Raw genomic sequence first — 26,367 nt, forward strand, 5'->3', positions numbered from 1 at the left:
TTTCTGTATTTCTTGGTCATGATCGTTCCTCAATGGGTACAGTTTCCCCCATTGAGGTGTCCGGGGTCATTAGGCCAGCTCACGGTGGGTGCGCCATAAGTTTTGCGGTGCCTCTGATCGTTCCCACACGCCGCGTATTTGTGGGAGCGAGCTTGCTCGCGAAGCCATTGGTACATCCGCCGAATAATGGGTGTTTGAAATGCAGCATTCGCGAGCAAGCTCGACTCCCACAGGGATGGTGTCCGATCCCGGATTTCCAACGCGGATTCAGGCTTGGGGGTGACGCGGAGCGTCGCGGGATGCATTCCCACACGGAGCGTGGGGACGATCGAATGTCAGCATTTGGACGGGCCTCTTCCCGGCTAAAGCCGGTCCTACTAAGCGTAAGCGCGCTTTTGATCTTACTGCGCAAAAGGCTCAGTCACCGCCAATCGCGACTTTGGTGCAGGCTGAACGGAGGTCTCGCGGAGTGGGCCGAGCGGCATGGATGCCGCGAGAGCCGCCCCCCGCCATGGATGGCGGATGGCGGCGGGCCCACGGAGCGGGACCGGAGTGAAGGAACCCTGAGGAACGAAGGGCCCAACCAGGAGCAGGCACCCTTGGTTACTTGGGGATGGTGCGACTTTCGACTTTTCCAAGTAACTCGCCGAAGGCGAAATGTCTGCCGTTAGGCAGATGCTCTTGATCCAGATCTTGAAAGCGAGCCCCGCGAGCGCGCTATTGCAAAGCATCACTAAGATGCCCCAACCCCGCCAGCTCCAGCTCCTGCCGACGAATACTGTCCAGACTCACCGCCGCCCCCTGCGCATCGGGCACCGCGTGCCAGACCACAAAATCCCGCTGCACATCCAGAAACAGAAAGAAATCGTTAAACAACTCCGCCTGCGAAAACCGCCGCTCCAGTGCATCGCGCAACTGCTCCGGGCGCAAGGCCCGGCCCTCGATATGCAGCGCGATGCCCCAGTCCCGATGCTCACGTCGACTGACAAACGCCACACCCGTCGCCACCGGCCAGATCGCCGCACGCTCGGCGGCGACGTGGGCGTAAAACGCTGATTTTTCCGATACCCGAATCATGCTCAGTCCTTCAATGGCACCACAGTAAAATCCTGCTCATGGTCACGCTCATCAATCCCCTGACGCATGTCCGGCGGCCACCAGATCACCAGCTCCCGGTCATTGGAATCGGGCCGCTTGCATGAATAACCCGAGCAGCCATGGGTGGCGCACCCCGCCAGCGTGGCGGTCACCAGAAACAGCAAAAGCAAACCGCGCAGGTTCATCGTGTAGCCCCCTTGAGCAGCGAAGGTCGGTTCTGTTTGGCCTTGCTCGACACCTGCGGCTGGCGCAGGGCGATGTAGATTTCACTCTCCGCCCCCGGCTGCAGCCACGCATGGGGCCAGGCGCTGACACCCATCACCCAGCGACCGCCACAGCGGCTTTCGTCGATGCGCACCGGTTTGCTGGTGGTGTTGCGCGCCACGACCACCGCGATGCCCCAGTCCTTGCGTGTAAACCACTGGGAACGTTGGCGATCCATGGTCAGGCCGATGCCCGGATCACACAGGCTGTCGGCTTCGAACGGCAGGGTCTCGCCGCTGTTGAAGCCCAGCGGGGTGACGCCGTCGAGCAACTGGGTGAAGGCGTTCTGCAAGTCGCTGCGGGTCGGTTGTTCGCCACCGTCGCGGCGTTCCTTGATGCGTTTCATCTGGTCATCAACATCGTGGGGGTTGCCGTTCTGCACGTAACGCGCCGGGTTGATCTGATCGCCTATCAGCCTCGGCGTGAGAATGAACAGGCGCTCACGCTGGTTCAGCTCGCGACTGCGGGACTGGAACAGCAGTTTGCCGATGACCGGGATGTCGCCCAGCAGCGGGATTTTGTTGACCTTGTCGGTGGTTTCCAGCCCGTGGAATCCGCCGATGACCAGCGACCCGTGCTCAGCGATCACCGCCTGGGTGCTGACGTTGCCCTTGCGCACCGCCGGCTGGTCTTCGTTGATTTGCGAGGTGTCGATCTGGCCGTCTTCGATGTCGACGATCAATTGCACCTGGGATTTGCCGTTCTGGTCCAGGGAGCGCGGAATCACCTGCAAGCTGGTGCCCGCCGTAATGGGGACAATGTCCGCGACGCGCTCGGACGTGGCGGTGAGGTATTCGGTGCGGCTGAAGTCGATCACCGCCGGCTGGTTTTCTAGGGTCAGGATCGACGGATTGCCGATCACCGACGCCGCACCGTTGCCTTCGAGGGCATGCAGGTCTGCGGAAAACTTGCCGGCATCCTGAATGAACAGCGTGGTGCTGGTGCCCTGCTCGAACAGATTGGCGCCACCGCTCACGCTGCCGCCTTTGAAGTTCCAGCGGCTGGACAGCTGCGCCAGCTCGTTGCGGTCGATGTCGAGAATCACCGCGTCGATCTCGATCAGGTTACGCGGCGTATCCAGTTCCTTGACCAGCTTCTCGTACATTGCCCGGCGCTTGGGCAGGTCGTAGATCAGCACCGAGTTGTTGCGCACGTCGGCGCTGACGCGGATCTTGGAACGGCTCGCCGATTCGCTGGACGACCCGCCGCGTTTGCCCTTGGAGCCCAGCACCCGATCCAGCCCCTGTTCGATGGCCCCGGTGTCAAAGCCCTGGCTTTGCATGCCGCCGTAGTTCAGGCCTGAGGACGTGGCGCCGCCACCTGCAGATCCCCCCGCGCCGCCCTGCCCTTGCAGCAGATTGACGCCGTTGATGGACTCGCCACGGGAGCGGCTTTCCAGCAGCTCCTGGAGAATGCTGGCGACGCCGGCCACAGTGAGTTGCTGATCGCGATAACGAATGGTGCGGTCGGCGGCGTTGGCGTACTTCAGCGGGAGGACCACGATGTCCTGCTTCTCGGCTTTTTCCGGCGCCTCGACCTTCTTGCTGTAACTGCGCACAAAGTCGACGTACTTGGCCGGGCCGCGCACCAGCACCACGCCTTCGTCGGGCAATGCGCCCCAGCCGAAGCGCTTGTCCAGCAGGCCGACATCGGACAGCGCCTGCTGCAGGTCATCGACCGCTTCCGGCGACACTTCGATGCGCGCCGAGGTCTGCTCGCTGGTCGGGCTGATGTACAGGGTTTCGTTGTAGACGAACCACTGGAAGTGATGCTCCTGACCCAGCCGGTCGAGGAATTCCTGGGGGTTCTGCGCACGAATGCGCCCGTCCAGCGTGCCCGGTATCGCCGGCATGTCCAGGCCGATGCCGAACTCCTTGGCGAAGTCTGCCAGCGCAGTCGCCAGTTCGGTCTGCCGCGCGTCGTAGGCGTAGGCGGTGTGTTTCCAGGCGTCAGGCACCGCGGCCAGCGCCGGCGCGCTGATGCCGATCATCAGCAAAGGCAACCACATTAAGGCCTTGCGCATTTCACACTCCCGGTTGCCAGGTTCTGAGGGTCGAGCGGGACGACGAGGCGGTCGCGCTGCGAATCGAGGTTTGCATGAGGCTGAGCATCGCGGCGCGCTGATTGGCCAGGCGCTCCAGACGTTCGAGCAGTTGCGTGGGGTTGCAGGGGTCGGGAATCCAGCTCACCAACACCACGCAGCGGGTGTCGGGGTCGATGGCCAGCCCGCCCTCACAGGCACAGGCCACGCCGGCACCGCCCTGAGCGAGTAACGCGTCGAGGCGTTGCGGGTCGCTGCCGTCGTAGGGATCGAGCACATCGAGGCTCAGGCGAATGCCGTTGCCCGACGCCGCCAGCCGCGCGTTGGCGTCATCGATCCAGCAGTCCAGCGGCGCGAGCGGACGGCGCTCGCACCACTGGGCGAGGATCGCGCTGAATTCACTGAATTCCATCGATGATCGCTTTGGTGATGCCGTGTTTGGCGCGCAGCCCTTCGTTGAGAATCATGTTGGCGACGTTGGTCTGCTGCGAGGCATCGCTGAACGCCTGGAAATCTTCCATGGTGCCGCTTTCCGAGGCGGTTTCGGCGGCGTCCTGCATGTCGTCCTGGGCGCGGGAATAGGAGTGATCGAGGTGGTTTTGCAGGGATTTGAAACTGATCATGCCGGTGGCTCCAACTGAGGGATTCAACCCCTGAGTGGAACCTGCGGCCGCTCCGGTTCCATGAACCGTCACAACCGGGTCAAGAAAAACTCATGAATGCGCCGTCGGCCCCGCGAGCCCACGGCGCAGGCTGTCCCAGTCGATGTCGAACGCGCCATTGGCATCGCTCAGGCGCAAGGTCTGTGGCGCCAGCGCCGGGTCACCTTTTAGCTGCCAGTGATCGGCAAAGCGACTGGCCGACAGCCACTCACCAAGGCTGTCGAGCATGTCGGGATGGGCGCTGAGCACGGCCCTGGTTTCGACGGTCTGGCCGGCGGCAAGATTCCTCATCAGCGCGCGACTGCGTTCAGCGAGTGTCGTCTGGTCGAGCAACTCGGCGAGGGCCTCATTAAGCAGGGCTTCAACAGCCTCCATGGATTCCTGCGCCAGCGCCGATCGCTGCTGCTCCAGCTGCTGCAGCAAACCGTTAGCGCTGTCCCAGAACTGCGCCAGCGCCTGATCCTTTTCCTGCTGCGCCTGGGTATGTGCATCGGCAAGAATCTGCTCGGCTTCAGCGCGGGCGTTGTCCAGCACTTCAGCGGCGAGCACGGTACCGGCCAGGTCTTCGCGACGCAGAATGTCGGTGACCAGCACGGCAGAGGAAGACAACACAAGACGACGCTTGGCGAGCATGTTCAGCTCCTGAAGGACAATGGGGTAACCGCACTCATCAAGGTGTCGTCACCCGCCATAACACCGAGTGCCACAGGGTGTGCAGCTTGTTCTCGGGCAGCTCGGCGCAGGGCGGCGGCAGGGCATCCGGCGCCCAGGACAGCCGCAGCCGCGACCAGCAAGGCTCACCCGCCCACGCCGCCAGCAAAACCCGCGCATCCGTCACCGAGGCGTCCAGCCATAAACCGGGCCGCAACGCTTTGGCCACCGCGCGGCACCAGGGCTCATGCACGTGCCCGGCGTCATCGGCGCCAGCGCGGTCGGCCTGGCCGAAACAGATTCGGCCCGCCAGGGACAGCGCCCGGTGCTGCTGCGCTTCATCCAGTCGCAGCCACTGCATCAGCGAATCAACAGGCGGCGGCGGTTGGCTCGGGACCACGCCGACGCTGTGCAGAAACACGTCGTGGCGAGTGCCGAGCAGTTCCGTACAGTCCTCGCGGGTGATGCCGCAATGGTCGGCGAACACGTCGATCCAGTCGGCGTGGGCCCACTCCCAGGGCGCGCACCACCAGCGAATCCAGTGCTCCTCAACGCTGAGCATTACGCCCGCACCGGCATGCTCGTCCGGGCACTGCGGCGCAGGCCGATGCGTTGCAACAGCGCATTGCGCCAGTCGCCGCGCAGGATCAACACGATCAAGGCAATCAGCAGCAGCGCGGCAAACGGCGCGAGCCACAGCATGCGATTCCAGAAGTCGAGGTTGGCGCTGTCGATCAGAAAGGGCCCGAAGTTCACCAGACGTTCAGTGTCCTGAAATTCCGCCGCCGGCACGAACACGATGGCGAATTTCTTCGAATCCAGCGGCTCGCCGGACATGCCGGGGATGCTGCTGGCGACCATTTGCTGAATACGCCCGCGCACGCTGTCGGGGTCGAGGGCCGATGTGTGTTTGATGAACACTGCCGCCGACGCAGGCTGCACCGGCTCACCCGGCGCGATGCGTTCAGGCAGCACGACATGGACGCGGGCGACGATGACGCCGTCGATCTGCGACAGCGTCGCTTCCAGCTCCTGGGACAAGGCGTAGATGTAACGCGCGCGCTCTTCCAGCGGCGTGGAAATCACCCCTTCCTTCTTGAAGATTTCGCCCAGACTGGTGCGCGATCGCCGTGGCAGGCCGGCGGCATCGAGGATCCGCACGGCGCGATTGATCTCGGCCGTCGGCACGCTGATGACCACGCCGGTCTTCTCGCTGCGCTTGCGCGCGTCGATGTGCTGGTCGGCGAGGCTGGCGATCACGTCGTTGGAATCCTGCTCGGACAGCCCGGTAAACAGGTCCGTGTCGTCGCTGCACCCGCTGAGCAGCAGCATCAGGCAGATCAGTCCCGCAGTCAGGTAGTTCACGGTATGCCTCTACTGCAGGTTGGTCAGTTTATCGAGGGCCTGGGCGCTCTTGCTGACGACTTTGGTGGTCAGCGCCATCTGCAGTGAGTACTGCGACAGCGACCGGCTCATCTGGGAAATTTCCAGCGGGTCGTCAGTGGTGGACGCCCGTTTCATCTTCCGCGCGGCTTGCTGCGACAGCTTGTCGGTGGCGCCAAGGCGGTCCGACAGCGCGCTGGCGATCTGTTCGGATAAATGACTCTGCTGCATCGACAGCTCGGGGCGCATGGCGGCGTTGAACAGATCGACGTCCGCCTGCGAAGGCCCGCTGACCAGTCCCTGATCCAGGCGCGGCTCAAGATCGGTGGACGGCGATTTGAGTTGGTTGACATTGGAAAGGGTCACGGGCGTTCTCCGGCAGACGGTGTCGATGCGTACGGTTGGCTTCAGGAAAGGCTGTTGCTGTTGTTGCCGCCACCCACCAGGGCCGAGACAAGGGCAGTGGCGGCCTGGGCCAGCATGTTTTGCTGATCCTGCTGGGCGAACGGATTGGTTTGCCCGCCTGCGCCGTTGACGCCGGCTCCGTTCTGTTCGGCTTCGAGGCCTTTCTTGATCAGGCCGCTGAGCAGTTGCCCCAGGTCCTGGGTCACGCTATTGGTGGCACCAGCCGACTGAGACGCATCGTTCATCGGCGTACCGAGGCCGCCGCCGACGCTGGCGTTGACGCCCTTCTGCAGCAGGTCACCCAGCAGTTGGCCGAGGTCTTGATTGACGCTGTTCGGGGTCTGCGCAGCGCCGCCCGACGGGTCGGTCGGTGACAGGTTGCTCAGTGGCGATCCGCTGCCGGCATCACTGAGGCCGTTCTGTTCCTGACCGAGCTGGCTGCCCAGCGAGTCCAGTGCAGAACGAAAGGCAGCCGTTTCTTTGCCGTCGAGGAAATTGTCGCCCTCAGCCGTGAGTTCGTTCTTCCAGGAGCCCGAATCCGGCGCCGGAAACTTCTGCGGATCCTGGGCGGTGCGCTGGTCCATGAATTCGGCGATTTTTTCCAGCAGCGGCATGTCGCCCTTGGAGAAGGTCGTGCCTTGATCCGTTTTGGTCAGCAGGTCATCCAGCGAGGCCTTGGCCAGACCGTTGAGGGTCTGCGACATCAGGTCCGGCGCGCCGGCACCTGCCTGGCCTGCATCGGCGGCAGCACCAAAGTTTTCCCCCAGTTTGTCTTTGATCAGGTCACCCAAAGCAGCCTTGATCATGTCCGGATTGCCGCCAATCAACGACGCCAACGGGTTGTTCTTCTCCATTTGCTTGCCGACCATCTGGCCCAGCGGCGATTCCTTGTCCAGGTGCCCGCCTTTGGTCAGCGCCTGAGCGAGCTGATCGATCACGTCCTTGAGCGACTGCGGGGTCTTGTCGCCGCCCAGCGTCGGCTGGGACACCACGGTGCCGATGTGCAGGTTTTGCAGCGGATTGGTATTGGCATTGAGACTTAGCATGAAACCTCCATCCTCAGGTGGATGCCCCCTTTTTCAGGGGGCGCTCGGACCGATCAGTAGCTGATGCCTTTGGCGTTCTGCGCCTCGGCACTGATCGCCTTGTTGGCGCTGTCTTCCTTGCCGGAACGGATAGCGCTGAGGACATCGTTGGTCTGCTTGCGGATGTCGGCTTCGGTCTGCATGGCAATCAGGCGCGCCTGGCTGGCATCGGCCTTTTCGGTGGCGGCGTTTTGTGCGGCTTCGGCCTTGGAAGGAGCGGCAGATTCGGTGATCTGGTTTTCCTGCTTGACGTTGGTCACAGCGCTGGCTGCCTGCTGAGTCATTTGCCCGCCCGCGTTGATCGCGCTGTTGGCGAGGCCACCGACCATTGAGATTGGATTCATGTCGAACACTCCTGAGTCATCACCAGCGAAAGTGCTTGGTGCCAATGGGTGGCACCGACCTCGGGATCGGTTCCGCATGGGGCTCAATAAAATTCGGGATGTTCACGGAAGCTGCGGATATGGACGTGTGGACGAGCAGGTGTCGCCAGAAGCAGCGAGGTGAACGGGAGGTCAGACGTCCAGTTCTTTCATGCGGTGGTAGAGCGTGCGACGGGGGATGTCGAGCTCCTGACTCACCGCTTCGACGCTGTTGTTGTGGCGCTTGAGCGCCGCCTGAATCAGTGCTTTTTCGATCACCCGCAACTGCGATTTCAGGCCCGATGACTCGCCGTCCTCACCGGACTCGCCGCCCAGCAGCGGAAAGCCCATGACGTGACGCTTGGCCGCTGATTTCAGTTCGCGGATGTTGCCCGGCCAGTCATGGTTGAGCAGGACGTGACGCAGCACGCCGGTGGTCTCGGGCACCGGAATACCCGACTCCTGCGCCGCCGCCTCAGCGAAGCGGGTGAACAGCGGAAGGATACGGGCGCGCTGTTCGCGCAGGGGCGCCAGCGTGACGGTCAGGACGTTCAGGCGGAAATACAGATCCCGGCGAAAACGACCCTGCTCGACCATTTCGTCGAGGGAGCGCTGAGCCGAGGCAATGACGCAGACATCCAGAGCGATGGGTGTCGTCGAGCCGAGCCGCTCGACCGAGCGCGTTTCCAGCACCCGCAGGAGTTTGGCTTGCAGGCTCAGGGGCATGCTGTCGATCTCGTCCAGGTACAAGGTGCCGCCCTGGGCCGCTTCGATGTAGCCGACTCGCGCCTTGTCCGCGCCGGTGTAGGCGCCACTGACCACGCCGAACAATTCGCTCTCGGCCAGGGATTCCGGAATGGCGGCGCAGTTCATCGCGACCAGCCGGCCCTTGCGTCCGGACAGCGTGTGGATCCGGCTGGCGACGGTGTCCTTGCCGGTGCCGGTTTCCCCTGACAGCAGCAGGTCGATCCCCAACTGACCGAGACTTCGGGCCACCACGCGCAGGTTCGGCACCTGATGGTCGTCCTCCAGTTGCTCATCGAATAACTCGTACACACTCATCCACGACCTCTGGTATTTCAGGGTTACGCGACATTGGCTGCGCGAGATTGGCTGCGAGGCGTCCATTGCGAAACAGCGCGCCTGGTGCGGCAGGTATGTGTGGGACTCTGGGCAGGACTCGCTTTCGTGGGACCGGCGTTAGCCGGGAAGGCGTCAGGCTCTACACCACACGATTGATACGGAACACACTGGCCTCTTCCCGCCTGAAACCGGTCCTACGAAATCGCCGCTTCTTCCGCATCGTTCATGCCCAACTCTTTCATCCGGTGATACAACGTGCGCCGGGGAATTTCGAGCTCCTGCACCACGGCTTCCAGGCTGTGCTTGTGGCGCTTGAGCGCGTCTTCGATGAGCATTCTTTCGATGACACGCAGCTGGGTCTTCAGGCCGGTTTCCAGATCGCGATCCGGAGGCGCATCGCCGCCCAGCAGCGGGAAGCCCAGCACGAAACGCTTGGCGGCAGACTTCAGTTCGCGAATGTTGCCGGGCCATGAATGGCTGAGCAGCAGTTGTACCAGGCGGTTGTCCAGCTCGGGGACCGGGCAGCCGAAATCGGCGGCGACTTCCTGGGTGAACTGGTCGAACAACGGCAGGATCTGTTCGCGACGCTTGCGCAAGGCTGGCATTTGAATGGTCAGCACATTGAGCCGAAAAAACAGGTCGCGACGAAAAAGCCCTTGTTCCACGAGTTCATCCAGAGGGCGCTGCGCCGACGCGACGACCCGAAGGTCCACCGGAATGAAGTCGGTCGAGCCCAATCGCTCGATGCCCCGGGTTTCCAGAATCCGCAGCAGCTTGGCCTGCAGGCTCAGCGGCATGCTGTCGATCTCGTCCAGGTACAGCGTGCCGCCGCAGGCCGCTTCGATGTACCCCTCCCGGGACCGGCTGACACCGGTATAGGCGCCATTCACAACACCGAACAACTGACTTTCCGCCAGCGATTCCGGAATGGCGGCGCAGTTCATACCGATGAAAGAACCTGTCCGACCGGACAAGTCATGAATACGTTTGGCCAGCGTGTCTTTGCCTGTTCCAGTCTCCCCGCAGAGCAGCAAATCCATACTCAGGTTGGCGGTATTCAATGCTATCTGCTGGATATCCAGCGCCACATTTTCAGGCTGACACGAACAGTCGCTTACATCGATTTCTTCTTTCATCGATACCTCTCGTAGTGGGAGCAAGCGATTTATTAATACCACGCATTTCAAAGGCAGCAATAATTAAATTTAGTTCCCCAACGTCGTGAGACATACTTCACACCGCCAACGTGATAGCACTTTGACTTTATTGACGGAGTTAACTAATTATCTGCAAAACATTCAAACGGCTATTTAAAATCTTCCGGTGCCCCCGACTGGACAATGAGTCATTGGGGGCGTCCAAGGGCACGGCCGGCCTGGCGCCTGCATCACAATAGCTTAACAATCATCGGGTTATGCTCTGCCATGGTGCATTTCATCCCGCCCTGCACGATCGATCCTCCCTCTGCGTAACCGTTAACCATCGAACGCTCTTATTAATGCCGCGTACGACTCGCTAACATTCATCGAGCCTGCCTCACCGACGACTATTAACTACCCGCCCGCGCCTGACATTAATCAGAACTAAATGCCTTGTTGCACTTATGAACTGTCGGCCCCGAGAACTTATATAACTCTCTGCGAACTTTATAAGTTGTTTAACAACTTGCGTATTGCTTGCTAGTTCTCAGGACCATTAGTTTAACTACGTTCGGAAATCCGACTGCTCCAACTCGGTTTTCCGAACACGCTTTACTGTACTCCCGCGTATAGGTCTAAACCCCTTGAATTTAGAGGGTCGGGCATGGCGGTCATTTTATTTTCGACTATTAAATGCAAAGCAAAGGTTTGCGCATCAGTGCTGATTCGATAATGGGATCCAACTATTCATTGCCGTTGAGTACGACTTGTCCGGCACCGCTCACCGGACCTGAGCACTCATCAACCTATGGCAGTGGATGTTTCTAATTGTGTCTTCGGAGGCGACTGGCCATGATGTATCGGCGTTTTTACAACGCGTCTGAAAAGTTCGGTGAAATTTTTGTTAATTGGTTCTATGAATAAGTCTGACCCGGCTCATCCGGGGCGATCGGGATGTGAAAAGCACACGGCCGGATTGTGTCCGTGCCGACACACGACGAGCCCATTGCTGCCAAAAGTGGGCCCGAAGCGGACAAATTGGTGACTGGAGTGTCGCTTCAGGGACGCACAATCCCCGCTGACGCCGTGGCAGTGGTCACCGCCAGTGCCTCGTTACCGGGCATGACGTCGTCGGTCATTTTGCCGAGGGTGGCAGAAAGCTGCTCGAACTGGTCGCGAGGCACGAGCACGCGGGAGGGCCCGTCGGCGGTTTTTTTGCGAAGAAACGCCGGATTGAGGTTCAACAACACCGAGCGATCAATGCCGGCACTGGCGGCGAGGCGCTCCAGATCCACCGGCCGCGCCAGCTCCAGCACCGTGAAATACGGCGCGTTGGCCACCGGGCTGAGCTTCACGCCATAGGTCTCGGGTTCGCGCACCAGCATCGACAACGCCAGCAGTCGCGGCACGTAATCCTGGGTTTCCTTTGGCAGGCTCAGGTGCCAGTAATCGGTAGGCAGGCCTCGGCGCTGATTCGCGTCGATGGCCCGGCTCACCGTGCCCTCCCCTGCGTTATAGGCCGCCATCGCCAACAGCCAGTCGCCGCCGAACTGGGTGTGCAGGCGCGTCAGGTAATCCATCGCCGCTTTGCTGGACGCCACGACGTCCCGCCGGCCGTCATACCAGGCGGTCTGGCGCAGGTTGAAATCGCGCCCGGTGGCCGCCATGAACTGCCACAGGCCGGCCGCGTCACGGATCGAATTGGCTTTGGGGTTGTAGGCACTCTCGATGATCGGCAACAAGGCCAGCTCGGCCGGCATCGCCCGCTGGTCGAGGGTTTCGACGATGAAATGCAAATATGGGCTGGCCCGCTGACTGGCATTGCGGATGAAGCCTGCGTTGCCCAGCAGCCAGTCGCGCTGCCGCACGATGCGTTCGTTGACGCCGTTGTCGTCGGCCAGGCGAAAATCCTGTCCCATCCGTTGCCAGATATCACTGCCGTCGTAGGGTTGCGTCGACCGCGAATAAGCCACCGGCTCTTCGCTGCGATGGAGCCCTGCCACCAGGCGCGGCGTGCGTTCGGTGCTCGCCTCGGGCGGGCCGTAAGACTGGCAACCGGCACACAACATCGCAACAGTCAGTGAAGCGAGGCGCATCGGTCGAACGACACGCAAAGCGCCCGAATACAGGCGGAAGGCAGGCGGCATCGGAGGTCATCCTGAGAGGTTTATGCTGTGTGGCACGGGCGCTTGAATGGTTCCAATACGCCCGTGCTGTCACCCCCTCCTCCGCGCCTCCTTATATAGAAAGCCTCTGAATCACGAATGCATCACCTTGTCGTGATCGCGAACGCTGTATTTCACCACGCCCCAGATCAGCAACTCGTCGCCTTCCATGACATAGCGCGGCGGGTATTTGCTGTTCTCGGACTTGAGGATGACCTCGTTACCCCGCATGTGCAGGCGCTTGCAGACTGGCTCGGTATTCAAGGCGGCGATGACAATGTCGCCGTGCTCGGCATACAGGCTGCGGTCGACGATCACCAGATCGCCGCAATAGATGCCCGCGCCCTGCATGCTGTCGCCCTCTATTTTCACGAGATAGACATGGGGCGCGCGGATGTCGAACAGCTCGTCCAGCGAGATGTGCCGCTCGATGTGATCGGCCGCCGGCGAAGGAAAACCTGCGGGCACTTGAAAGGCATAAAGGGGAAACCGCTCGCCCGCCGCCGATAACCGGCCAAGGATGGTGACACTCATGGGACTGACCTTGTGTTTGTTAACTGTACGTATATACAGTTAACGTTCTCAGCCGCGTGCGGTCAATCTGGTAAGCAGGAAAATTCGACGGGTGACATATGTGCGGACGCTACTCGATCTACGAGCCAATGGACCATTACCTCAAGACGCTCGCGCCAGAGCAGTTGGTGATCAACGGCTACGATCTCTGGCCCATCGAGCGCTACAACGTGGCGCCGACCACCCGCGTCGAGATCATCCGCCCGGTGGCTGACGGCCTGAGCGTCGATAAGGTGCGCTGGGGCTGGTCGCCCTACTGGGCCAAAGGCAAACGGCCCGACCCGATCAATGCGCGGGTCGAAACGGTGATGACCGGGAAGTTTTTCAAGGATCTGTGGCCGAACGGTCGCGCCCTGGCCCCGGCGAACGGCTGGTTTGAATGGGTCAAAGACCCCAACGATGCGAAGCGCAAGCAGCCGTACTTCATTCATCTGAAAGACCAGGGACCGATGTACTTCGCCGCATTGGGCCAAGTCAGGCCCGGCCTGGAGCCGGACGAACGCGACGGCTTCGTCATCATCACCGCCGCCAGCGATGCCGGCATGCTCGACATCCACGATCGCCGCCCGCTGGTGCTGACGCCCGAGCTCGCCCGGGAATGGGTCGACCCGCAGACGCCGGCGTCACGGCTTGCGCAAATCGCCCAGGAAGGCTGCCGGCCGGTCAGCGATTTCCACTGGCATGCCGTGGGCAAGGAGGTCGGTAACGTGCGCAACGAAGGCGCGAAGCTGATCGAGCCCTTGGCCGGGCTCGATTTGCTGACGGAGGATCAGGACAAGGACGTCTGATCGCAGTGCGTTGCGATCAAACGATGTGCCGGGTGCGGCGAGTGATCAGAGCGTCCACTTCACCGAGAACATCAGGTTGCGCGGATCGCCGTAGACGCCGGTGCCCGAGTTCGTCGGGATGCCCTGCCAGTAGCGAGTATCGAACAGGTTATTGACGTTGACCCGGCCGTCCCAGTGCTCGTTCAGCTTGTAACCGGCCATCAGGCCGACGATGCCGTAAGCGTCCTGATCCGCCTGGCCGTCGCCGACGCGATTGAAGGTCTTGCTCTGGGCCAGCACGTCCGCGCCCACTCGCCATTTGTGCAGCTCGCCCGGCAAGGTGTAGCTGGTCGCGGCTTTGAACAGGTGCTTCGGCTGCTCGGGGGCGAACAATTTGCCTTCGTTGCTTTTGGTACCGTCTTCGACAAACTGGCTCAGCACGTAGGTGTAGGACGCCGAGAACTGCCAGTCCGGCGTCAGCGCGCCGCTCAACTCGGTGTCGATCCCGCGGCTGCGCACCTTGCCCGCTGCGCCGTAGCAGCTGGAAGCCGGAAAGCTCGGGCAATTGGTGGAATTCTGGTCCTGCAGCAGATAGGCGCGGTTTTCCTGCTCCATCTCAAACAGCGCCACCGATGCATTCAGCGCGCCGTCGAAGTATTCGCCCTTCAGGCCGATCTCGTAGTTCTTGCCGGTCATGGGCTTCAACACCGAGCGCGAGGAATCCACTTCGGTCTGCGGCTTGAAGATTTCGGTGTAGCTGGCGTAGGCCGAGTACGTGTCGTTCAGGTCATAAATGACGCCAGCATACGGCGTGACTTCGCGCACCACCTTGTAATCGCCACTGCCGACGCGGTTGTCGAAGTCATACCAACTGACGCGGCTGCCAAGGATGACGTGCAGCGGGTCGATGGGGTTCAGGCGCGCCACGGCGTACACGCCTTCTTCGGTGGCGGCGTTGCGGGTTTCGTACAGGCTGGTGTCGACGTCAGGTTTGATCACTGAGTGGGTCGGGTTGTAGAGATCAATCGGCGTGCCGTCGGTCCAGCCGCCCCACTGGTGAAACTTCTCTTGCCGATGGCTCACGCCCACGACCAGTTCATGCTCGCGACCGAACATCTGAAACGGCCCGCTGAGGGACGCGTCAAGGTTGGTCTGGTCGTCGTCGTCGCGGTACTTGCCGTGGTACTGCTGAAAGCCCAGACCGTCGTAGTTGCCGACGTAGCTGGAAAACGTGTCCGCCTCGGCCCAGATCTTCTGCCCCGCCAGCTTGGCCGACCAGCCGTTGTCGAAGCGGTGCGTGACGTCGGTGAAGAACATGATGTTGTCTTTGTTCCAGTACGACCAGTCGTTGCTGAGGAATGTCGAGCGCTTGAGGTGCAGGTCTTCGCCGTTCGGACCGCTGGGCAGACCGCCCCAGTCCGAGGTGTTGTCATCACGCTGTTTGGACGCGCCGACGGTCCAGGTCGTCGAATCATTCAGGTCTGCTTCGAGGATGCCGTAAAAGGTCTGGCGCTGATTCTTGCGGATGTCGGAGAAGCTTTTGTCGTCTTCGTACGCTGCGACCACACGGCCGCGAACGGTGCCGGAATCGTTGAGCTTGTTCGACGCATCGACCTCGGTGCGATACCGGTCCCAACTGCCGGCGCTGGTGGTCACACTGACCTGCGGCACGGCGGTCGGGCGCTTGCGCACCAGGTTCAACGTCGCCGCCGGGCTGCCCGCGCCGGTCATCAGCCCCGTCGCACCGCGGACCACTTCGACGCGGTCATACATGGCCAGATCCGCGCCGGAAATCACATCCTGGGTGTAAGCGCTGATGCTGCTCGGCAGCCCGTCGTACATGATGTTGTCGATCTTGAAACCGCGCGCCAGAAACTCCTGACGGTCCGATGCGGTTCGGTGCAACGTCACGCCGGGCGCGTATTTCACCACGTCGTTCAGGTCGTTCATGCCCTGATCGTCCATGCGCTGGCGGGTAATCACACTCACCGACTGCGGCGTCTCGCGAATGGACAGCGGCAGCTTGGTTGCCGTGTTCATGGAACCCGTTGTGTACGAGCCCGAATTCTCCGTGGTCGCTTGCCCCGCGATGCCGTAATCGGCGTTGATGCTCAAGCCTTCCAGCGCGACCGCGCCCGGTGCCGGGTTGCCGCTGGCACTGCCCGGTTGAGCGGGCGACGTGACCGATGGCTGATCGGCTACATCCTGCTGCGCCGGCGCTGCGAGGGAATGGCTGGAGAAACCAAGGGCGACGAGTGCCGACAAGGCTGGCAGGGCGGGACGTAGCATCGGGTGCTTCCTGGAGAGGACGAAGGCGTGCTGATCTGCGGCACGGCACCCTGACGAGGGACGCTCCGCATGGCGAAAAGCTATGAGGACGCGGATCGTAACAACTTTTTTATAAATTGGTAATGCAAAGCGTTATCAGCTGTTAAGGTTTCTGATTCGTCTTGCCACGCATGGTATTTTGAAAGGACTAAAAGGCAGCCAGATGCTCTGTGATTACGGTCGCGCGAGGTTCGAGACAGGCCGGGAGGGATGCCTACAAAATCTTTTCTAAAGATTTCAGCCGCGCTGCCGACACGCACCTACAAGCCTTTCTACTATAGGGAAATGAGATGGCGATGGTATTTTGTCGTGGCTGTGCAAAGGAGCTGCATGAAACGGCAGTCACTTGCCCACAATGTGGCGCGAGTCAAATCACCTCAGCAACGCTCCCAATCCCCCCTGCAAACGCTGGCTCCCCCTGGATGGCAATCCTTTCGCTCGTGCTCAGTATCGTGTGCACGCTTGCACTCTTTGACGACAGTGAATGGGACACAGAGACGATTCAGGGCCTGGGCCTGTTCTCTGTCATCGCCCTGATTCTGGGGATCATCACTATCAACACCAAAAGACCGGGCTATGGCATGGCCATCGCCGGGACTGTGTTATCCGGTGTCTCGCTGCTTATTTTCGTTGGACTGTGTGTTAATTAATCAAAGGAAGATTCAAATGGCATTTTGTCGTGGTTGTGCAAAGGAAATCAGTGATGGTGCTGTCACGTGCCCGCAGTGCGGCGCGCCGCAGCTGGCGTACGCAGGCGGCGGCAATAGCGCTGCCGTTGTCGCCCAGCCAGGTTTTTTTCACTGGTATGTGGACGTTCTGAAGAAATACGCGGTGTTCAGCGGGAGGGCGCGGCGCAAGGAGTACTGGATGTTTTTCCTGATCAACGTCCTGATCTCTATCGCGATTGCCGTTGTCGACGCCATCATCGGCACCAACTCCATGCTCTCGAATGTGTATAGCCTTGCGTTATTGATACCCGGCCTCGCCGTTGGCGTTCGCCGACTGCACGACACTGATCGCAGCGGCTGGTGGCTCATTGTGCCTTTCGCCAACATCGTGTTCCTGGCTACAGAAGGTCAGAAAGGCGATAACCGCTTCGGGCCGGCTCCCCTGTAAGCTGATCGGAAGTGCGCCGTCCTCGACGGCGCACTTGCCTGAATCGGGTTTGAATCGCGAAACCCTGATCCCCGCGCATCAAGCGGTCGCTTGTCGCCCACGGCTGAACAACTTGGGCCCAAGCAGATTTACCGTCAGACCCAACATCACAAGCACACCCCCCGCGCATTGCAGCACGCTGAGTCGCTCGCCCAGCACCAACGCTGAGGAACTGAGGCCGACCACCGGCACCAGCAGAGAAAATGGCGCGACCTTGCCCGCTGGATAGCGCGACAGCAGCTTGCTCCAGCTGATGTAGCCGAACAGCGTGGCGACGAAAGCCAGGTAAGCGAGCGACAGCACTGAACTCCATCCCAGATTAAGCAACGAATGCTCAATGAGCGCTGGCCCCTCCAGCCACAGCGACATGGCGAGAAACGGCAGCGGCGGAACGATCGCACCCCAGACCACCAGGGCGACGAGATCGACGTTCCCAAACCGGCGCGTGATGATGTTGCCCAGCGCCCACATCGAGGCCGCGCACAACACCAGCAACACCGCCAGAAGCGGGGTCGCAGCCCCCGTGCCCATGCCGATAAGGGTCAGTCCGCCAGCAGCAATGACTAAGCCCGCCACGCTATACACGCGTAATTTCTCACCGATGAATATCGCCGCAAACAGCAGCGTGAAGAATGCCTGCGCCTGCAGCAGCAAGGAGGCCAGCCCCGGCGGCATGCCATGGGCCATGCTCTCGAACAGAAAGGCGAACTGACCGAAGGAAATGGTCGCTCCATACGCGAGCAGCCAGAACCAGGGCAACTGCGGACGGCGAATGAAAAACACCGCGGGAATCGCGACCAGCGTGAACCGCAGCGCGCCCAGCAACATCGGCGGCAGGCCATCCAGGCCGTATTTGATCACGATGAAATTCAAACCCCACGCAATGATGACCAGCAATGCCAGGCAAAGGTCTTTAAACGGCATAGTGTTCCTTAATAGTTGGCAGGTATTTCGGGGCGATCCCGAGAAGCAATAATCGCCTCACGCTCGCCGCGTTTGCAAACCCATTGGCAGTGTTAAATGAAGAATTAGTTAATTGATTATTTAGCACTGAGCAAACACGCGATCATGATAGCTATAGGCCTGCCTTTCCGCTGGACGTACCTTAAGTAATCGAAAATCCGGCAGACACGTTAATAGCTGGAACGGACCTCAGCATTCCTTTGGAGCTCCGGAGAGACCCACATGCAACTACAAAACTTTAAGATTTCGACCAGAGCGCTGCTCTGCTTTGGTCTGATTACGCTCATTCTGCTAGGCCTTGGCCTGTTCGCCTACGTTCAAATTGATGAAATGCGTACCACTGAACAAAAGCTGGAAACCGACGTGGTGCCCAGCATTCAGGTGATTGACGATATCCAGATCGCCCTGCTGCATACCCGTCTGGAAAGCATACGATCGCTGGCGGTTGCGGGCTCAGACGCACAACGCAAGGTCACCGATAGTATTTTTCAGGACATTGCCATGCTCGAAGACAAGACGGGTTACTACCGAGCACACCTGGTTACTGACGAAGAGGATAACAAGCAGTTTCAGACCGCGAACGGCCTGATGGAGAAATACATAGCTGGCGTCAAAAACATTATTTCGTTGAATAAAACCGACCATCAAAGCGCGCTGGACTATGCCAACAACGAACAGGCGCAGACCGCGACGCAGTATCAGGCAGAGCTCACAAAGCTGCGTGACCTTAATTCACAGAACGCAGTTAACGCCGGGCATCGCGCTGCAGAGGTTTACAGCCACAGCATCATGGTTCTTATCTCGGTTGTTCTGGTTGCATCGGTGCTCACCATAGGCCTGGCGTATGCCCTGACCCGAAGCATCGTAAGGCCGGTTGCCAGCTCATTGACCTTCGCGGAGCAAATCGCGACGGGCGACCTCTCCGGTGTCCTCGCCGTGACGGGGCGAGATGAGGTATCCAGTTTGATGATTGCGCTCAATGTCATGGCCGGCAATTTAAAGACCACGATCACTGAGATATCGGGAGCAGCCGACCAACTGAGCACCGCCTCCGTCGAAATGACATCGATCACCGAAAGCGCAGATCGGACACTTCAAAGACAGAACAGCGAGATCGAACAGGCGGCCACTGCGGTCACCGAAATGAGTGCGGCAGTGGAGGAAGTGGCGAGAAATGCGAACTCAACCTCCGAGGCCGCGAAGTCATCCAGCACATCCGCCGAAGAGGGCAACCGCAGGGTCGTCAACACGGTGACGGCCATGACGAGCCTCGCCGACCTCGTGGACAACTCAGTGGTTCAGGTCAAGGCCCTGGCCAGTCAGGCGGACGATATTACAAAAGTGCTGAGCGTCATCAGGGCCATTGCCGAGCAGACAAACCTGCTCGCGTTGAACGCAGCGATTGAGGCGGCGCGCGCCGGGGAACAGGGACGAGGATTCGCTGTGGTGGCAGACGAGGTTCGGGCACTGGCGCACCGGACCCAACTGTCCACGCAGGAAATCGAGCAGATGATCACCAAGGTCCAGTCAGGGTCTGCCGCTGCCGTGGAGTCCATGGACAAAAGCAGGCAGGAGGTTTACAGCACGCTGACCTCTGCGAAAGACGCCGGCTCGTCCCTGCGCCTGATCACCGATGCGGTCCTGGAAATCAATGAACGAAATATGCAGATTGCGACGGCGTCGGAGGAGCAAGCCCATGTTGCCCGCGATGTGGACAGAAACCTGGTGAGCATTCGGGACCTGGCAATGCAGAGCACCGAGGGCGCGAGACAGACACTGGAAGCAAGCAACGAGCTGTCGAAGCTGGCGGTCCGGCTCAATGACATGGTCGGCAAGTTCCGGCTTTAGCCCACCGCGGCCTGAAGCACGGACTTCAGAGCCCATTTCCAACCAGACCCCGGAAACTAAAAAAGCCCTGCATAAGCAGGGCTTTTTACTGTGTTTGGCGGACCTGAAGATTTGAACCCCGGAAACGGTCTCAACCCTCGCCGGCTTTCAACACCACTGGTTTCTACCGCTCACAGATGCCGCTCCGGTAGATGTCTTGCGCCCATGTCAGACGCTCAGGATGGCCTATGCTTCGTTGGCCTGGAATAGCCAGGCTATTTCATAAGGGCGTAGAAAATGGCTGACAATTTAGGTAATCGCGGACCACAGGACAGAGCCAGAGTGAATATTTCTGAAGCCTGGGAGCTGCAGTACTGGACTAACGAGTTTGGGGTGACCGAAGAAGAACTCAAAGCCGCAGTAAAGGCAGTCGGTCCAATGGTGGTGGACGTACGTAAAAAGCTGGGCAAATAAATCAGACATTCCCTGCGGAGTGCCGAGAAGCGCAGCCCAATGTGACAAAGGTCTGCGCTTTTCTCTGTCTAAACAGAAAGACCTCTGATTTACAGAAGCCCTCTGATTTGCTCGCTCAGGGTCAAGAGATCCAAGTTAGCCTTGGCAGTGTTAAACGGTTACGGCTGGAGATCGCCTTTGCTACATCTGAAACTTGCTGACTTCCACTTGCAGGCTGGTAGCAAGATTTTTCAACCCGCCGCTCGTCTTCAGCAGGCCCTGAATGGACATATTATTTTGTTCAGCCATCTGCGCAGTGCGCTCCACATTCCGAGCTACATCCTGACTAGCCGCCGTCTGCTCTCGCAAGGCCAGGGAAATCTGGTCTACAACTTCGAGTACCTTATTCGAGCTGTCGCGTATCTCGCCTATTGCCGTGCCGGCACTACCCGCCATTTCCACGCCGTCATTCACTTCCTGGACCCCGCTGCGCATGCTTTCTACGGTTTCGCGGACGCCAGATTGAATCTTTCCGATCATGGTTGCGATTTCCTTGGTCGATTTGCCAGTGTTCTGCGCTAACAAGCGCACCTCGTCGGCCACTACTGCAAATCCACGCCCCTGTTCACCCGCCCGCGCCGCCTCAATGGCGGCGTTAAGGGCGAGTAAATTGGTCTGGTCAGCGATACCTTGGATCACACTGATAATTGAAGAAATCTGCTCGGAATGCTGGCCCAAGCCTGCGACCTGTGTAGAGGAAATCTGCACTGTTTTTGCGATGCCCATCATACTGGACAGGGTGCTTTCTATAACTTGCGCACCATCCTTCGATTGCTGGCCTGAGCGGGTAGCCAACGTGTGAGCTTCATCCGCATTTTCGGAGACATGGTGAATGCTGACGGTCAATTCTTCGACAGTTGCAGCCATCATTGACGCGGACGTTGATTGCTCTTGAATAGCGCCGGAAAGTTGCTCGGATGCCCCCGAAATTTGTTGCACAGCGACAACTAGCTGACTGGCAGCGAGGCTGATTTGCTGGATCATCTCTCTTAGCCGAGTCTGCATACGCAAGAAGGCTTTGGGCAGCTCATCATGGCTACTGGTGTCAATAACGGTATCCAGCTTACCGTTGGCGATTGCAGTGGCTGCGTCGATAGCGAGTTGCAGGCGTGCGGTTGTACTACGGCCCAACGTGGTAGCCAAGATGACGGATAGAACCGCTGCTGCGATGCCTCCCCAGATCAGAACCAACAACGCATCATGCTTGGCGTCCGCCATTGCCTGGTTTCGGACTTCAAGCAACCTGTTCTCATCAGCGGTGATGTCTCCCAATACAGCCCGCATGCTGTCCATTTTGGCCTTGTCAGCCCCTGAGATAATACGCTGGTCCAAAGGGTCATCGGGGGCACTGCGCTGAGTCAAATCTCTGCGCATAGCGATGATCGGGTGCACGTCTTCGTCAATCCACCGTTTCTGAATTTCGCCAAGCTGGGCAAGTCTTTGTTGCTGTTGCGGGTTATCGGCGGTCAAGCTTTTGAGCAGGTTGAGCACCTCGGCGAACTGCTTTTCGCCCATCATCGTGGGTTCTAGAAATGAGTCTTTTGACGAAATGACGAATCCGCGCATGCCAGTTTCAATATTAATCAACTGTTCCAGTGCGACCTGTGTTCCGCTAAGCACTTGATAGCTATGCACATTGCTCCAGGTTGCGGTTTCAACCTCTTCAAACCCCTTGTACGCGCTTCCTACCAACATCCCGATTAGCAATACGATAACGAAGAAACTGAAATACAGCTTTTGAGATATGCTTAGCATACTTAGCATTATCTAAATCCCGGCAAAGCCCTTCCCTGGCTGATAATTGAGCTTAAGGTGGCGCGTGAGTGCGCGTTTGAAAGTCAGGCTCGCCCAGGGTCGAACTGTGCTCAGACCTTAATCAAAGTGTCGACAATTAGGCTTTTTACTTGAGGAACTTTTTTCGAGCGTGGTTGTATCGCAGGTGCTGCGAAAGCCCGGCGGGCTCGTGCCGTAGATCACGGAACGTCTTTGAAAAATACGTGGTCCCCGAGTTTCAGAGTCCGCTTAGCCCTGGCAGCCCACTCCGGAGCCTTCGACAGAGTGGTCGCGTAGTAATGAGTTGCCCCACCGGTGGGGTCTGGCACCTTCCCGTCGATCACTTGGTCAGCAGCGATTTGGCACTGCGCCAACTCCCTGAACGGGATCTGTCGCGTGCCGCTCAGGAATGGATAGTTTGGGTCGCCCCTGTTCCAGCAACTGAACTGATAGGGTTTTTGGCATACCCCGGCATAGCCCTCGCCCCACCATGATTTTTCTTGTCCATCATTCACGCGGTTGCGGATCGTCCAGGCCACGGCAACCATTCCGGCAAGCCCTTCCCCACGAGCTTCGCCGTACACCGTGCGAGCGAGAACATCGCGATCTTTATCAGTCACGGTCATGACTATCCTCCAGGCAAAAAATCCGCTCATGGGTGCGTCCAGACTCGACGCACCTCCAATAAACGGGCTTACTTATTCTTGCTTCGAACGATCTGCGCATCGACTTGGTCGGCGCATGTGTCGAGCAGCTTGATGGCCTGATCCTTCAGCTCCCATACGTCGCCGTTGTCACGCAGATCGGTATCCTCCGCATTGACCCGCTCGCACGGAGTCAGCTCAGGGGCTTGCAGCCTTATGACTGTGGTCTTTGTTACCACTGGCGGCTTTGCCGCGCAGGCCGTCAGGCAAAGGCTGAGCAGCCCAATCACGAACAGGTTTACTGGTGCGCTTGAGGTCATCGAACTCCTTCCTCGCCTTCTTGGCTTTGTCTTCACTGGCCCTGATGCGCTTGTTCAGGTCGGCGGTGTAGTCGGCGTTAAGCTGTGCTTCAGCGCGCAGCGTCGTGATCGTGGCCTGGCTTTCCTTATTGGCGTCGACGGCTTCCTGTTTGGCTTTGGCCTCGACACTGATGGCCCCTTGCAACGTGACCACGCGGATCTGCTGGATGGCAATCAGCAGGCCCATCACGATGACAATGACTATGGCGACCGCGACGGCTCGCAAGGTGGCGCCAGCTTTGGCTACTGCGGCAATGGGTTCGAGGCTCATAACGAATCCGCCTTGCGTCCGAGGAACCGGATGATCAGCTCGCGGATCGCCGTCACGCCGATGAACCCGATGGTGCCGCCGGCGGCAACGGACAGGCTCGACGGCCAGGCCATCCATTCGATGACGCTGCTGGCTGACAGGCTCAATGCACCACAGATCAGCGCCTCAAGCACAACGCGCCATTTGTTGGCTTCTTTGCCTTCATAGACCACGCGCAATAGAGAAATGGTTGCGGCCATGATCGCTCCTTGCCAGAGCGGCGTCGTGATGATCAGCCAGACGTGGGCCCAGAAGTCAGGTGTTTTTTCCGACATCTTCGTCGACCTCCGACAGTCCGCCCTCTCGGGCTCGGGGAATGGGGCAGCCCCGCAGCACGCCTGGCTTAGAGCGATAGGCGTGGCAGGGCTAAATACGAAAAAGCCTCGGTGAATGCCGAGGCTCTGAATAAGTGCATGTCGTTCAGGCTGCTCCGTCGGAGCAGCGCATATGCTGTTATATAGCGTTCTGGATCGGGTGTTCACACACGCGGTCACTGGAAGAATGGGAAGGAGAGCCTCCCGGAATGGGAGGCTCAGGCTCTGCTAGCCAGACCTACGCTTGTGCATAACCCCACTGAGTGATGCGCTCAGCGAAGTATGGCTTCACCATCGTAACCGTTGCCGCTTGGTTACTCGCTTCAAGGCTCATCTTCTCGCCGTCAGTGCCCGGACCCGCGACCCATAGGGTGACGGGGATTTTCTCAGCCTTGGCTTTGTCGAGAAGATTCTTCAGCGCGGTACGGCCAGCGTCCGTTGGTGGAATGCCAGTCTCGCCGATGAATGCTGCCATCTTGTTGGCTTTGGCGTAAGTCAGAAACGGACCCACGATTTGGTCGCGTAGCGCCGTTGGCGAAATTTGGGTGTTGTCGCCGTTGTAGGCACCGCTCGATCCGCCATCGACGTCAGCATAGGCGTGCGCTTCCCACACGATAGAATTCGCCGGATCCACAATCTTCGACTGTAGATTCGCCGAGACACCCGCCCAGTCCTTGGCACTCGCGAATTGCAGGCCGCAGATGAAGACTGGCTTTTTGGAGCTATTGCGCAGGGCCTTCAGCACGGTATTCATCGTGTTGATGTAAAGGGTTTCCAAATCGCCCGACGTAATGTAGTCCTTTGCGCCGGCGTTGGGGTTTGGATAGGGCTCGTTGCCCAAACCCCAACCAAGAACCATAGGGTCGTCGCACGCAACAACCAACTTCTGGTGGAAGTTCGCCAAGTGGACCGCACTCCAAGAGCCACCACCGACGGAGTTACCATCCTGGATCAGAACCTGCTCCGTAACCTTCCAACCGTCTTGGTTACCCGCCTCTTTACTTGGGTAAAGCTGACCGGTCAGTTGGCCATTCGCATCGGTCTGGTAGCGATGCAGGCGCATGTAGTGATGCGGATCGGGGATGATCCTGGCTTCACCGTTAGAGTCATCGCTGATCGCCTTCAGCATTTCCTTCCACTTGTCCACGAACTCCTGCTTCAAGTTCGCGCCTTGACCTGGCAGACCGTCAATTGTCGACAGCTCAATGGCGCGCTGCAGTTCGAACGGAAAACGGATAAGGCGCACACCGAGGTTCTTCACCCAGTGAGTGATGGTGTCCCGAGTGGGCCATTGATAATGAGTGCCGGCCGAACCTGGAAGGATCTGGCCAGCATTGGCGACCGAGCCCAGGTTGATTCCTACCAGAGGAATGTTTTTGAGCTGGGCGATTACTGAGCTGCTATTGGACATTTTGATTACCTTGAGTCGAATGATTTTTAGCGGAGAATTCCGCATTCATGTCGCTCAAAGGCGATAGCTCGGGGCACGTGGCCCTCACATGATTCAACGTCCCGCACCGGGCACACTTGATCTGGAGCTCCGTCATCTCACCGATACGGGCAAGAAGTCTTTTGCACTTTCCACATCTGCAATCTTTCAACATTCTGCGAAGCCTTTTGGATTCTGCCAGGCTCCGCCCCGCTCGCGCGGAGAGTAAGGGCCTCGGCTGGTTTGCAGGTACAACCTGCGATCTGGCGATCCCTGTGGGTGTTAGTGCACCCGCCTGACTGCCCTCTCTTTCTTCGTTGATTTCCCGTCTGGCCCTGTTGCCAAGGCCAGCCAGCGAAATCGGTGATTCCGTCCTGCTAAAGAGCTTTGATCCAGTCGGTCCCTTGTCGGGGCTGGGAGACCATTTCGCTGGTCCCTGGCTATCTGGCGGCTTCACCAGTCATGTACCGCAGCGGTAAGTCGCTGCGATGGACGTAAATTAGCAAACGCTAAATCTAGCGTCAATAGCTAAAGCTAAATTATTTCCGCGCTTGGAATGGGTGCTGGTCGCTCGAAGCAGATCGATATTTCTGACAGGGGTTTTGCAAACAGCTGACTGCCGTTATGCTTGCGAAAGCTGTACGCATATACAGTAATCAAGGAGAAACTGATGTCCCTGCCAGAGAAGAACAAGCCTCAAGAGCGCGAGCCCATGTCCGGCCTTGAGCGCCTGAACCTAAGGGTCGCGAGCATGATCAACCACCCCATCGCTCAGGATCAGATGTGGGTGACGATCCATAAGCTGGAGACTGACGGCGAAAAGGAGTGGGACGAGGTGATGGGGGCGATCGCGGAGGTGGATGGGATAGAGATGGTTTTCAACGATGAACACCGTTCGGTCACGCTGAAGTGGGAGGCGCCGTCAGATGACGATCCCCGCGTTCAGGTGCGGGACGAATTCGAAGTATTGGAGGAAGCCGCGCCTTTCTAAGGGCACAAAAAAGCCCGCTTGATTGGCGGGCGTATGTACCTTCAAGAAACCCCATGTGCCGGCCATTAGTCGGCCACATCGGC

Annotated in this window: 29 protein-coding genes and 2 pseudogenes; 7 read left to right on the plus strand and 24 right to left on the minus strand. The window is 59.3% G+C overall.

Translation table 11 applies throughout. The features are described 5' to 3' along the window. Positions 1–717: 717 nt before the first annotated feature. The 15 genes and pseudogenes from IFT47_RS25030 to IFT47_RS25100 form a co-directional block, all read right to left on the minus strand. Complete coding sequence (locus IFT47_RS25030; RefSeq protein WP_192174800.1) at positions 718–1,077, minus strand: type III secretion protein HrpV; 360 nt, start codon at positions 1,075–1,077, stop codon at positions 718–720. Between the two features lie 2 nt (positions 1,078–1,079). Continuing rightward, positions 1,080–1,283: an HrpT family type III secretion system protein gene (hrpT, locus tag IFT47_RS25035; RefSeq protein ID WP_074891941.1), complete on the minus strand. Its 204-nt coding sequence runs from the start codon at positions 1,281–1,283 to the stop codon at positions 1,080–1,082. Next, positions 1,280–3,385, minus strand: a complete 2,106-nt coding sequence (gene sctC, locus IFT47_RS25040) for a type III secretion system outer membrane ring subunit SctC (protein WP_192174801.1) — start codon at positions 3,383–3,385, stop codon at positions 1,280–1,282. Before sctC ends, hrpT begins: the two co-directional genes overlap by 4 nt. A gap of 1 nt (position 3,386) precedes the next feature. Continuing rightward, positions 3,387–3,815: a type III secretion protein gene (locus tag IFT47_RS25045; protein ID WP_192174802.1), complete on the minus strand. Its 429-nt coding sequence runs from the start codon at positions 3,813–3,815 to the stop codon at positions 3,387–3,389. After that, complete coding sequence (locus tag IFT47_RS25050) at positions 3,802–4,026, minus strand: type III secretion protein (RefSeq protein WP_065989219.1); 225 nt, start codon at positions 4,024–4,026, stop codon at positions 3,802–3,804. The genes IFT47_RS25045 and IFT47_RS25050 overlap by 14 nt, the downstream gene beginning before the upstream one ends. Positions 4,027–4,116: 90 nt before the next feature. Then, positions 4,117–4,698 carry a type III secretion system stator protein SctL gene (sctL, locus tag IFT47_RS25055; protein WP_192174803.1) on the minus strand — a complete coding sequence of 194 codons (582 nt, stop codon included), beginning with the start codon at positions 4,696–4,698 and terminating at the stop codon, positions 4,117–4,119. Positions 4,699–4,735: 37 nt separating this feature from the next. Beyond that, positions 4,736–5,278 carry a type III secretion protein gene (locus IFT47_RS25060; RefSeq protein ID WP_192174804.1) on the minus strand — a complete coding sequence of 181 codons (543 nt, stop codon included), beginning with the start codon at positions 5,276–5,278 and terminating at the stop codon, positions 4,736–4,738. Beyond that, complete coding sequence (gene sctJ, locus IFT47_RS25065) at positions 5,278–6,081, minus strand: type III secretion system inner membrane ring lipoprotein SctJ (RefSeq protein WP_192174805.1); 804 nt, start codon at positions 6,079–6,081, stop codon at positions 5,278–5,280. The genes IFT47_RS25060 and sctJ overlap by 1 nt, the downstream gene beginning before the upstream one ends. A gap of 9 nt (positions 6,082–6,090) precedes the next feature. Then, on the minus strand, positions 6,091–6,465 hold the full coding sequence (gene sctI / locus IFT47_RS25070; RefSeq protein WP_192134532.1) for a type III secretion system inner rod subunit SctI: 375 nt from the start codon (positions 6,463–6,465) through the stop codon (positions 6,091–6,093). A gap of 41 nt (positions 6,466–6,506) precedes the next feature. Further along, positions 6,507–7,550, minus strand: coding sequence for a harpin HrpZ family protein (locus tag IFT47_RS25075; protein WP_192174806.1), 1,044 nt, complete (start codon positions 7,548–7,550; stop codon positions 6,507–6,509). Between the two features lie 53 nt (positions 7,551–7,603). Beyond that, positions 7,604–7,933, minus strand: coding sequence for a hypothetical protein (locus IFT47_RS25080; RefSeq protein WP_108122843.1), 330 nt, complete (start codon positions 7,931–7,933; stop codon positions 7,604–7,606). 171 nt (positions 7,934–8,104) lie between these two features. Continuing rightward, entirely contained in the window at positions 8,105–9,013 is a 909-nt protein-coding gene (locus tag IFT47_RS25085) for a sigma 54-interacting transcriptional regulator (protein WP_192174807.1), read from the minus strand. Positions 9,014–9,228: 215 nt separating this feature from the next. Further along, the gene (locus tag IFT47_RS25090) at positions 9,229–10,170 is read right to left on the minus strand and encodes a sigma 54-interacting transcriptional regulator (RefSeq protein ID WP_192174808.1); all 942 of its coding nucleotides are present in this window, start codon (positions 10,168–10,170) and stop codon (positions 9,229–9,231) included. Positions 10,171–11,234: 1,064 nt separating this feature from the next. Further along, positions 11,235–12,320: pseudogene (locus tag IFT47_RS25095) on the minus strand (transglycosylase SLT domain-containing protein); the annotation flags it as partial. Positions 12,321–12,431: 111 nt separating this feature from the next. Continuing rightward, positions 12,432–12,872, minus strand: coding sequence for a LexA family protein (locus IFT47_RS25100; protein WP_122625290.1), 441 nt, complete (start codon positions 12,870–12,872; stop codon positions 12,432–12,434). Between the two features lie 98 nt (positions 12,873–12,970). On the opposite strand from IFT47_RS25100, the gene IFT47_RS25105 reads away from it, so the two are divergent. After that, the gene (locus IFT47_RS25105; RefSeq protein WP_192174810.1) at positions 12,971–13,699 is read left to right on the plus strand and encodes an SOS response-associated peptidase family protein; all 729 of its coding nucleotides are present in this window, start codon (positions 12,971–12,973) and stop codon (positions 13,697–13,699) included. A 45-nt stretch (positions 13,700–13,744) separates the two neighbouring features. Here IFT47_RS25105 and IFT47_RS25110 read toward each other — a convergent pair whose 3' ends face one another. Further along, a complete protein-coding gene (locus IFT47_RS25110; RefSeq protein WP_192174811.1) occupies positions 13,745–15,967 on the minus strand; it encodes a TonB-dependent siderophore receptor in 2,223 nt (740 codons plus the stop codon). 329 nt (positions 15,968–16,296) lie between these two features. On the opposite strand from IFT47_RS25110, the gene IFT47_RS25115 reads away from it, so the two are divergent. After that, positions 16,297–16,656, plus strand: a complete 360-nt coding sequence (locus IFT47_RS25115; RefSeq protein WP_192174812.1) for a DUF4190 domain-containing protein — start codon at positions 16,297–16,299, stop codon at positions 16,654–16,656. A 16-nt stretch (positions 16,657–16,672) separates the two neighbouring features. Beyond that, positions 16,673–17,122, plus strand: a complete 450-nt coding sequence (locus IFT47_RS25120; protein WP_192174857.1) for a DUF805 domain-containing protein — start codon at positions 16,673–16,675, stop codon at positions 17,120–17,122. A gap of 78 nt (positions 17,123–17,200) precedes the next feature. Here IFT47_RS25120 and IFT47_RS25125 read toward each other — a convergent pair whose 3' ends face one another. Beyond that, a complete protein-coding gene (locus IFT47_RS25125) occupies positions 17,201–18,085 on the minus strand; it encodes an EamA family transporter (protein ID WP_192174813.1) in 885 nt (294 codons plus the stop codon). Between the two features lie 261 nt (positions 18,086–18,346). On the opposite strand from IFT47_RS25125, the pseudogene IFT47_RS28335 reads away from it, so the two are divergent. The 3 genes and pseudogenes from IFT47_RS28335 to IFT47_RS25135 all read left to right on the plus strand — a co-directional run. Next, positions 18,347–19,114 (plus strand): annotated as a pseudogene (locus IFT47_RS28335) (MCP four helix bundle domain-containing protein); the annotation flags it as partial. A 69-nt stretch (positions 19,115–19,183) separates the two neighbouring features. Then, on the plus strand, positions 19,184–19,972 hold the full coding sequence (locus IFT47_RS28340) for a methyl-accepting chemotaxis protein (RefSeq protein WP_407073265.1): 789 nt from the start codon (positions 19,184–19,186) through the stop codon (positions 19,970–19,972). Positions 19,973–20,248: 276 nt separating this feature from the next. After that, positions 20,249–20,425, plus strand: a complete 177-nt coding sequence (locus IFT47_RS25135; protein WP_192174815.1) for a DUF3606 domain-containing protein — start codon at positions 20,249–20,251, stop codon at positions 20,423–20,425. Between the two features lie 180 nt (positions 20,426–20,605). Here IFT47_RS25135 and IFT47_RS25140 read toward each other — a convergent pair whose 3' ends face one another. From IFT47_RS25140 to IFT47_RS25165, 7 genes are all read right to left on the minus strand, one after another. Continuing rightward, entirely contained in the window at positions 20,606–22,228 is a 1,623-nt protein-coding gene (locus IFT47_RS25140; RefSeq protein ID WP_192174816.1) for a methyl-accepting chemotaxis protein, read from the minus strand. A 209-nt stretch (positions 22,229–22,437) separates the two neighbouring features. Then, positions 22,438–22,863 carry a cell wall hydrolase gene (locus IFT47_RS25145; RefSeq protein ID WP_192174858.1) on the minus strand — a complete coding sequence of 142 codons (426 nt, stop codon included), beginning with the start codon at positions 22,861–22,863 and terminating at the stop codon, positions 22,438–22,440. Between the two features lie 68 nt (positions 22,864–22,931). Continuing rightward, positions 22,932–23,171, minus strand: coding sequence for an Rz1-like lysis system protein LysC (gene lysC / locus IFT47_RS27475; protein ID WP_342345398.1), 240 nt, complete (start codon positions 23,169–23,171; stop codon positions 22,932–22,934). Next, positions 23,080–23,466 (minus strand): hypothetical protein, encoded by a 387-nt coding sequence (locus IFT47_RS25150; protein ID WP_192174859.1) that lies wholly within the window; start codon positions 23,464–23,466, stop codon positions 23,080–23,082. Before IFT47_RS25150 ends, lysC begins: the two co-directional genes overlap by 92 nt. Positions 23,467–23,507: 41 nt before the next feature. Then, a complete protein-coding gene (locus IFT47_RS25155; RefSeq protein ID WP_192174817.1) occupies positions 23,508–23,825 on the minus strand; it encodes a phage holin, lambda family in 318 nt (105 codons plus the stop codon). 277 nt (positions 23,826–24,102) lie between these two features. Beyond that, the gene (locus IFT47_RS25160; protein ID WP_192174818.1) at positions 24,103–25,275 is read right to left on the minus strand and encodes a cellulase family glycosylhydrolase; all 1,173 of its coding nucleotides are present in this window, start codon (positions 25,273–25,275) and stop codon (positions 24,103–24,105) included. Then, positions 25,265–25,468 (minus strand): Com family DNA-binding transcriptional regulator, encoded by a 204-nt coding sequence (locus IFT47_RS25165; protein WP_192174819.1) that lies wholly within the window; start codon positions 25,466–25,468, stop codon positions 25,265–25,267. The genes IFT47_RS25160 and IFT47_RS25165 overlap by 11 nt, the downstream gene beginning before the upstream one ends. 495 nt (positions 25,469–25,963) lie before the next feature. Here IFT47_RS25165 and IFT47_RS25170 point away from each other — a divergent pair, with 495 nt between their 5' ends. Beyond that, positions 25,964–26,284, plus strand: a complete 321-nt coding sequence (locus IFT47_RS25170) for a DUF1654 domain-containing protein (protein WP_192174820.1) — start codon at positions 25,964–25,966, stop codon at positions 26,282–26,284. Positions 26,285–26,367: the final 83 nt, after the last annotated feature.

It is taken from the genome of Pseudomonas sp. CFBP 13711, assembly GCF_014842265.1.
GTDB lineage: Bacteria > Pseudomonadota > Gammaproteobacteria > Pseudomonadales > Pseudomonadaceae > Aquipseudomonas.

Excerpts from the sequence above, each read along its gene's own strand:
- IFT47_RS25085 (WP_192174807.1), bottom strand. The coding sequence starts at position 9,013 with ATGAGTGTGTACGAGTTATTCGATGAGCAACTGGAGGACGACCATCAG.
- IFT47_RS25155 (WP_192174817.1), bottom strand. The coding sequence starts at position 23,825 with ATGTCGGAAAAAACACCTGACTTCTGGGCCCACGTCTGGCTGATCATC.
- IFT47_RS25165 (WP_192174819.1), bottom strand. The coding sequence starts at position 25,468 with ATGTTGAAAGATTGCAGATGTGGAAAGTGCAAAAGACTTCTTGCCCGT.
- IFT47_RS25105 (WP_192174810.1), top strand. The coding sequence starts at position 12,971 with ATGTGCGGACGCTACTCGATCTACGAGCCAATGGACCATTACCTCAAG.
- IFT47_RS25140 (WP_192174816.1), bottom strand. The coding sequence starts at position 22,228 with ATGCTAAGTATGCTAAGCATATCTCAAAAGCTGTATTTCAGTTTCTTC.
- IFT47_RS25050 (WP_065989219.1), bottom strand. The coding sequence starts at position 4,026 with ATGATCAGTTTCAAATCCCTGCAAAACCACCTCGATCACTCCTATTCC.
- IFT47_RS25045 (WP_192174802.1), bottom strand. The coding sequence starts at position 3,815 with ATGGAATTCAGTGAATTCAGCGCGATCCTCGCCCAGTGGTGCGAGCGC.
- IFT47_RS25090 (WP_192174808.1), bottom strand. The coding sequence starts at position 10,170 with ATGAAAGAAGAAATCGATGTAAGCGACTGTTCGTGTCAGCCTGAAAAT.
- IFT47_RS25060 (WP_192174804.1), bottom strand. The coding sequence starts at position 5,278 with ATGCTCAGCGTTGAGGAGCACTGGATTCGCTGGTGGTGCGCGCCCTGG.
- IFT47_RS25135 (WP_192174815.1), top strand. The coding sequence starts at position 20,249 with ATGGCTGACAATTTAGGTAATCGCGGACCACAGGACAGAGCCAGAGTG.
- IFT47_RS25145 (WP_192174858.1), bottom strand. The coding sequence starts at position 22,863 with ATGACCGTGACTGATAAAGATCGCGATGTTCTCGCTCGCACGGTGTAC.
- IFT47_RS25120 (WP_192174857.1), top strand. The coding sequence starts at position 16,673 with ATGGCATTTTGTCGTGGTTGTGCAAAGGAAATCAGTGATGGTGCTGTC.
- IFT47_RS25075 (WP_192174806.1), bottom strand. The coding sequence starts at position 7,550 with ATGCTAAGTCTCAATGCCAATACCAATCCGCTGCAAAACCTGCACATC.
- hrpT (WP_074891941.1), bottom strand. The coding sequence starts at position 1,283 with ATGAACCTGCGCGGTTTGCTTTTGCTGTTTCTGGTGACCGCCACGCTG.
- IFT47_RS25115 (WP_192174812.1), top strand. The coding sequence starts at position 16,297 with ATGGCGATGGTATTTTGTCGTGGCTGTGCAAAGGAGCTGCATGAAACG.
- IFT47_RS28340 (WP_407073265.1), top strand. The coding sequence starts at position 19,184 with ATGACATCGATCACCGAAAGCGCAGATCGGACACTTCAAAGACAGAAC.
- IFT47_RS25030 (WP_192174800.1), bottom strand. The coding sequence starts at position 1,077 with ATGATTCGGGTATCGGAAAAATCAGCGTTTTACGCCCACGTCGCCGCC.
- IFT47_RS25080 (WP_108122843.1), bottom strand. The coding sequence starts at position 7,933 with ATGAATCCAATCTCAATGGTCGGTGGCCTCGCCAACAGCGCGATCAAC.
- sctL (WP_192174803.1), bottom strand. The coding sequence starts at position 4,698 with ATGCTCGCCAAGCGTCGTCTTGTGTTGTCTTCCTCTGCCGTGCTGGTC.
- sctC (WP_192174801.1), bottom strand. The coding sequence starts at position 3,385 with ATGCGCAAGGCCTTAATGTGGTTGCCTTTGCTGATGATCGGCATCAGC.
- IFT47_RS25110 (WP_192174811.1), bottom strand. The coding sequence starts at position 15,967 with ATGCTACGTCCCGCCCTGCCAGCCTTGTCGGCACTCGTCGCCCTTGGT.
- IFT47_RS25125 (WP_192174813.1), bottom strand. The coding sequence starts at position 18,085 with ATGCCGTTTAAAGACCTTTGCCTGGCATTGCTGGTCATCATTGCGTGG.
- IFT47_RS25170 (WP_192174820.1), top strand. The coding sequence starts at position 25,964 with ATGTCCCTGCCAGAGAAGAACAAGCCTCAAGAGCGCGAGCCCATGTCC.
- IFT47_RS25100 (WP_122625290.1), bottom strand. The coding sequence starts at position 12,872 with ATGAGTGTCACCATCCTTGGCCGGTTATCGGCGGCGGGCGAGCGGTTT.
- IFT47_RS25160 (WP_192174818.1), bottom strand. The coding sequence starts at position 25,275 with ATGTCCAATAGCAGCTCAGTAATCGCCCAGCTCAAAAACATTCCTCTG.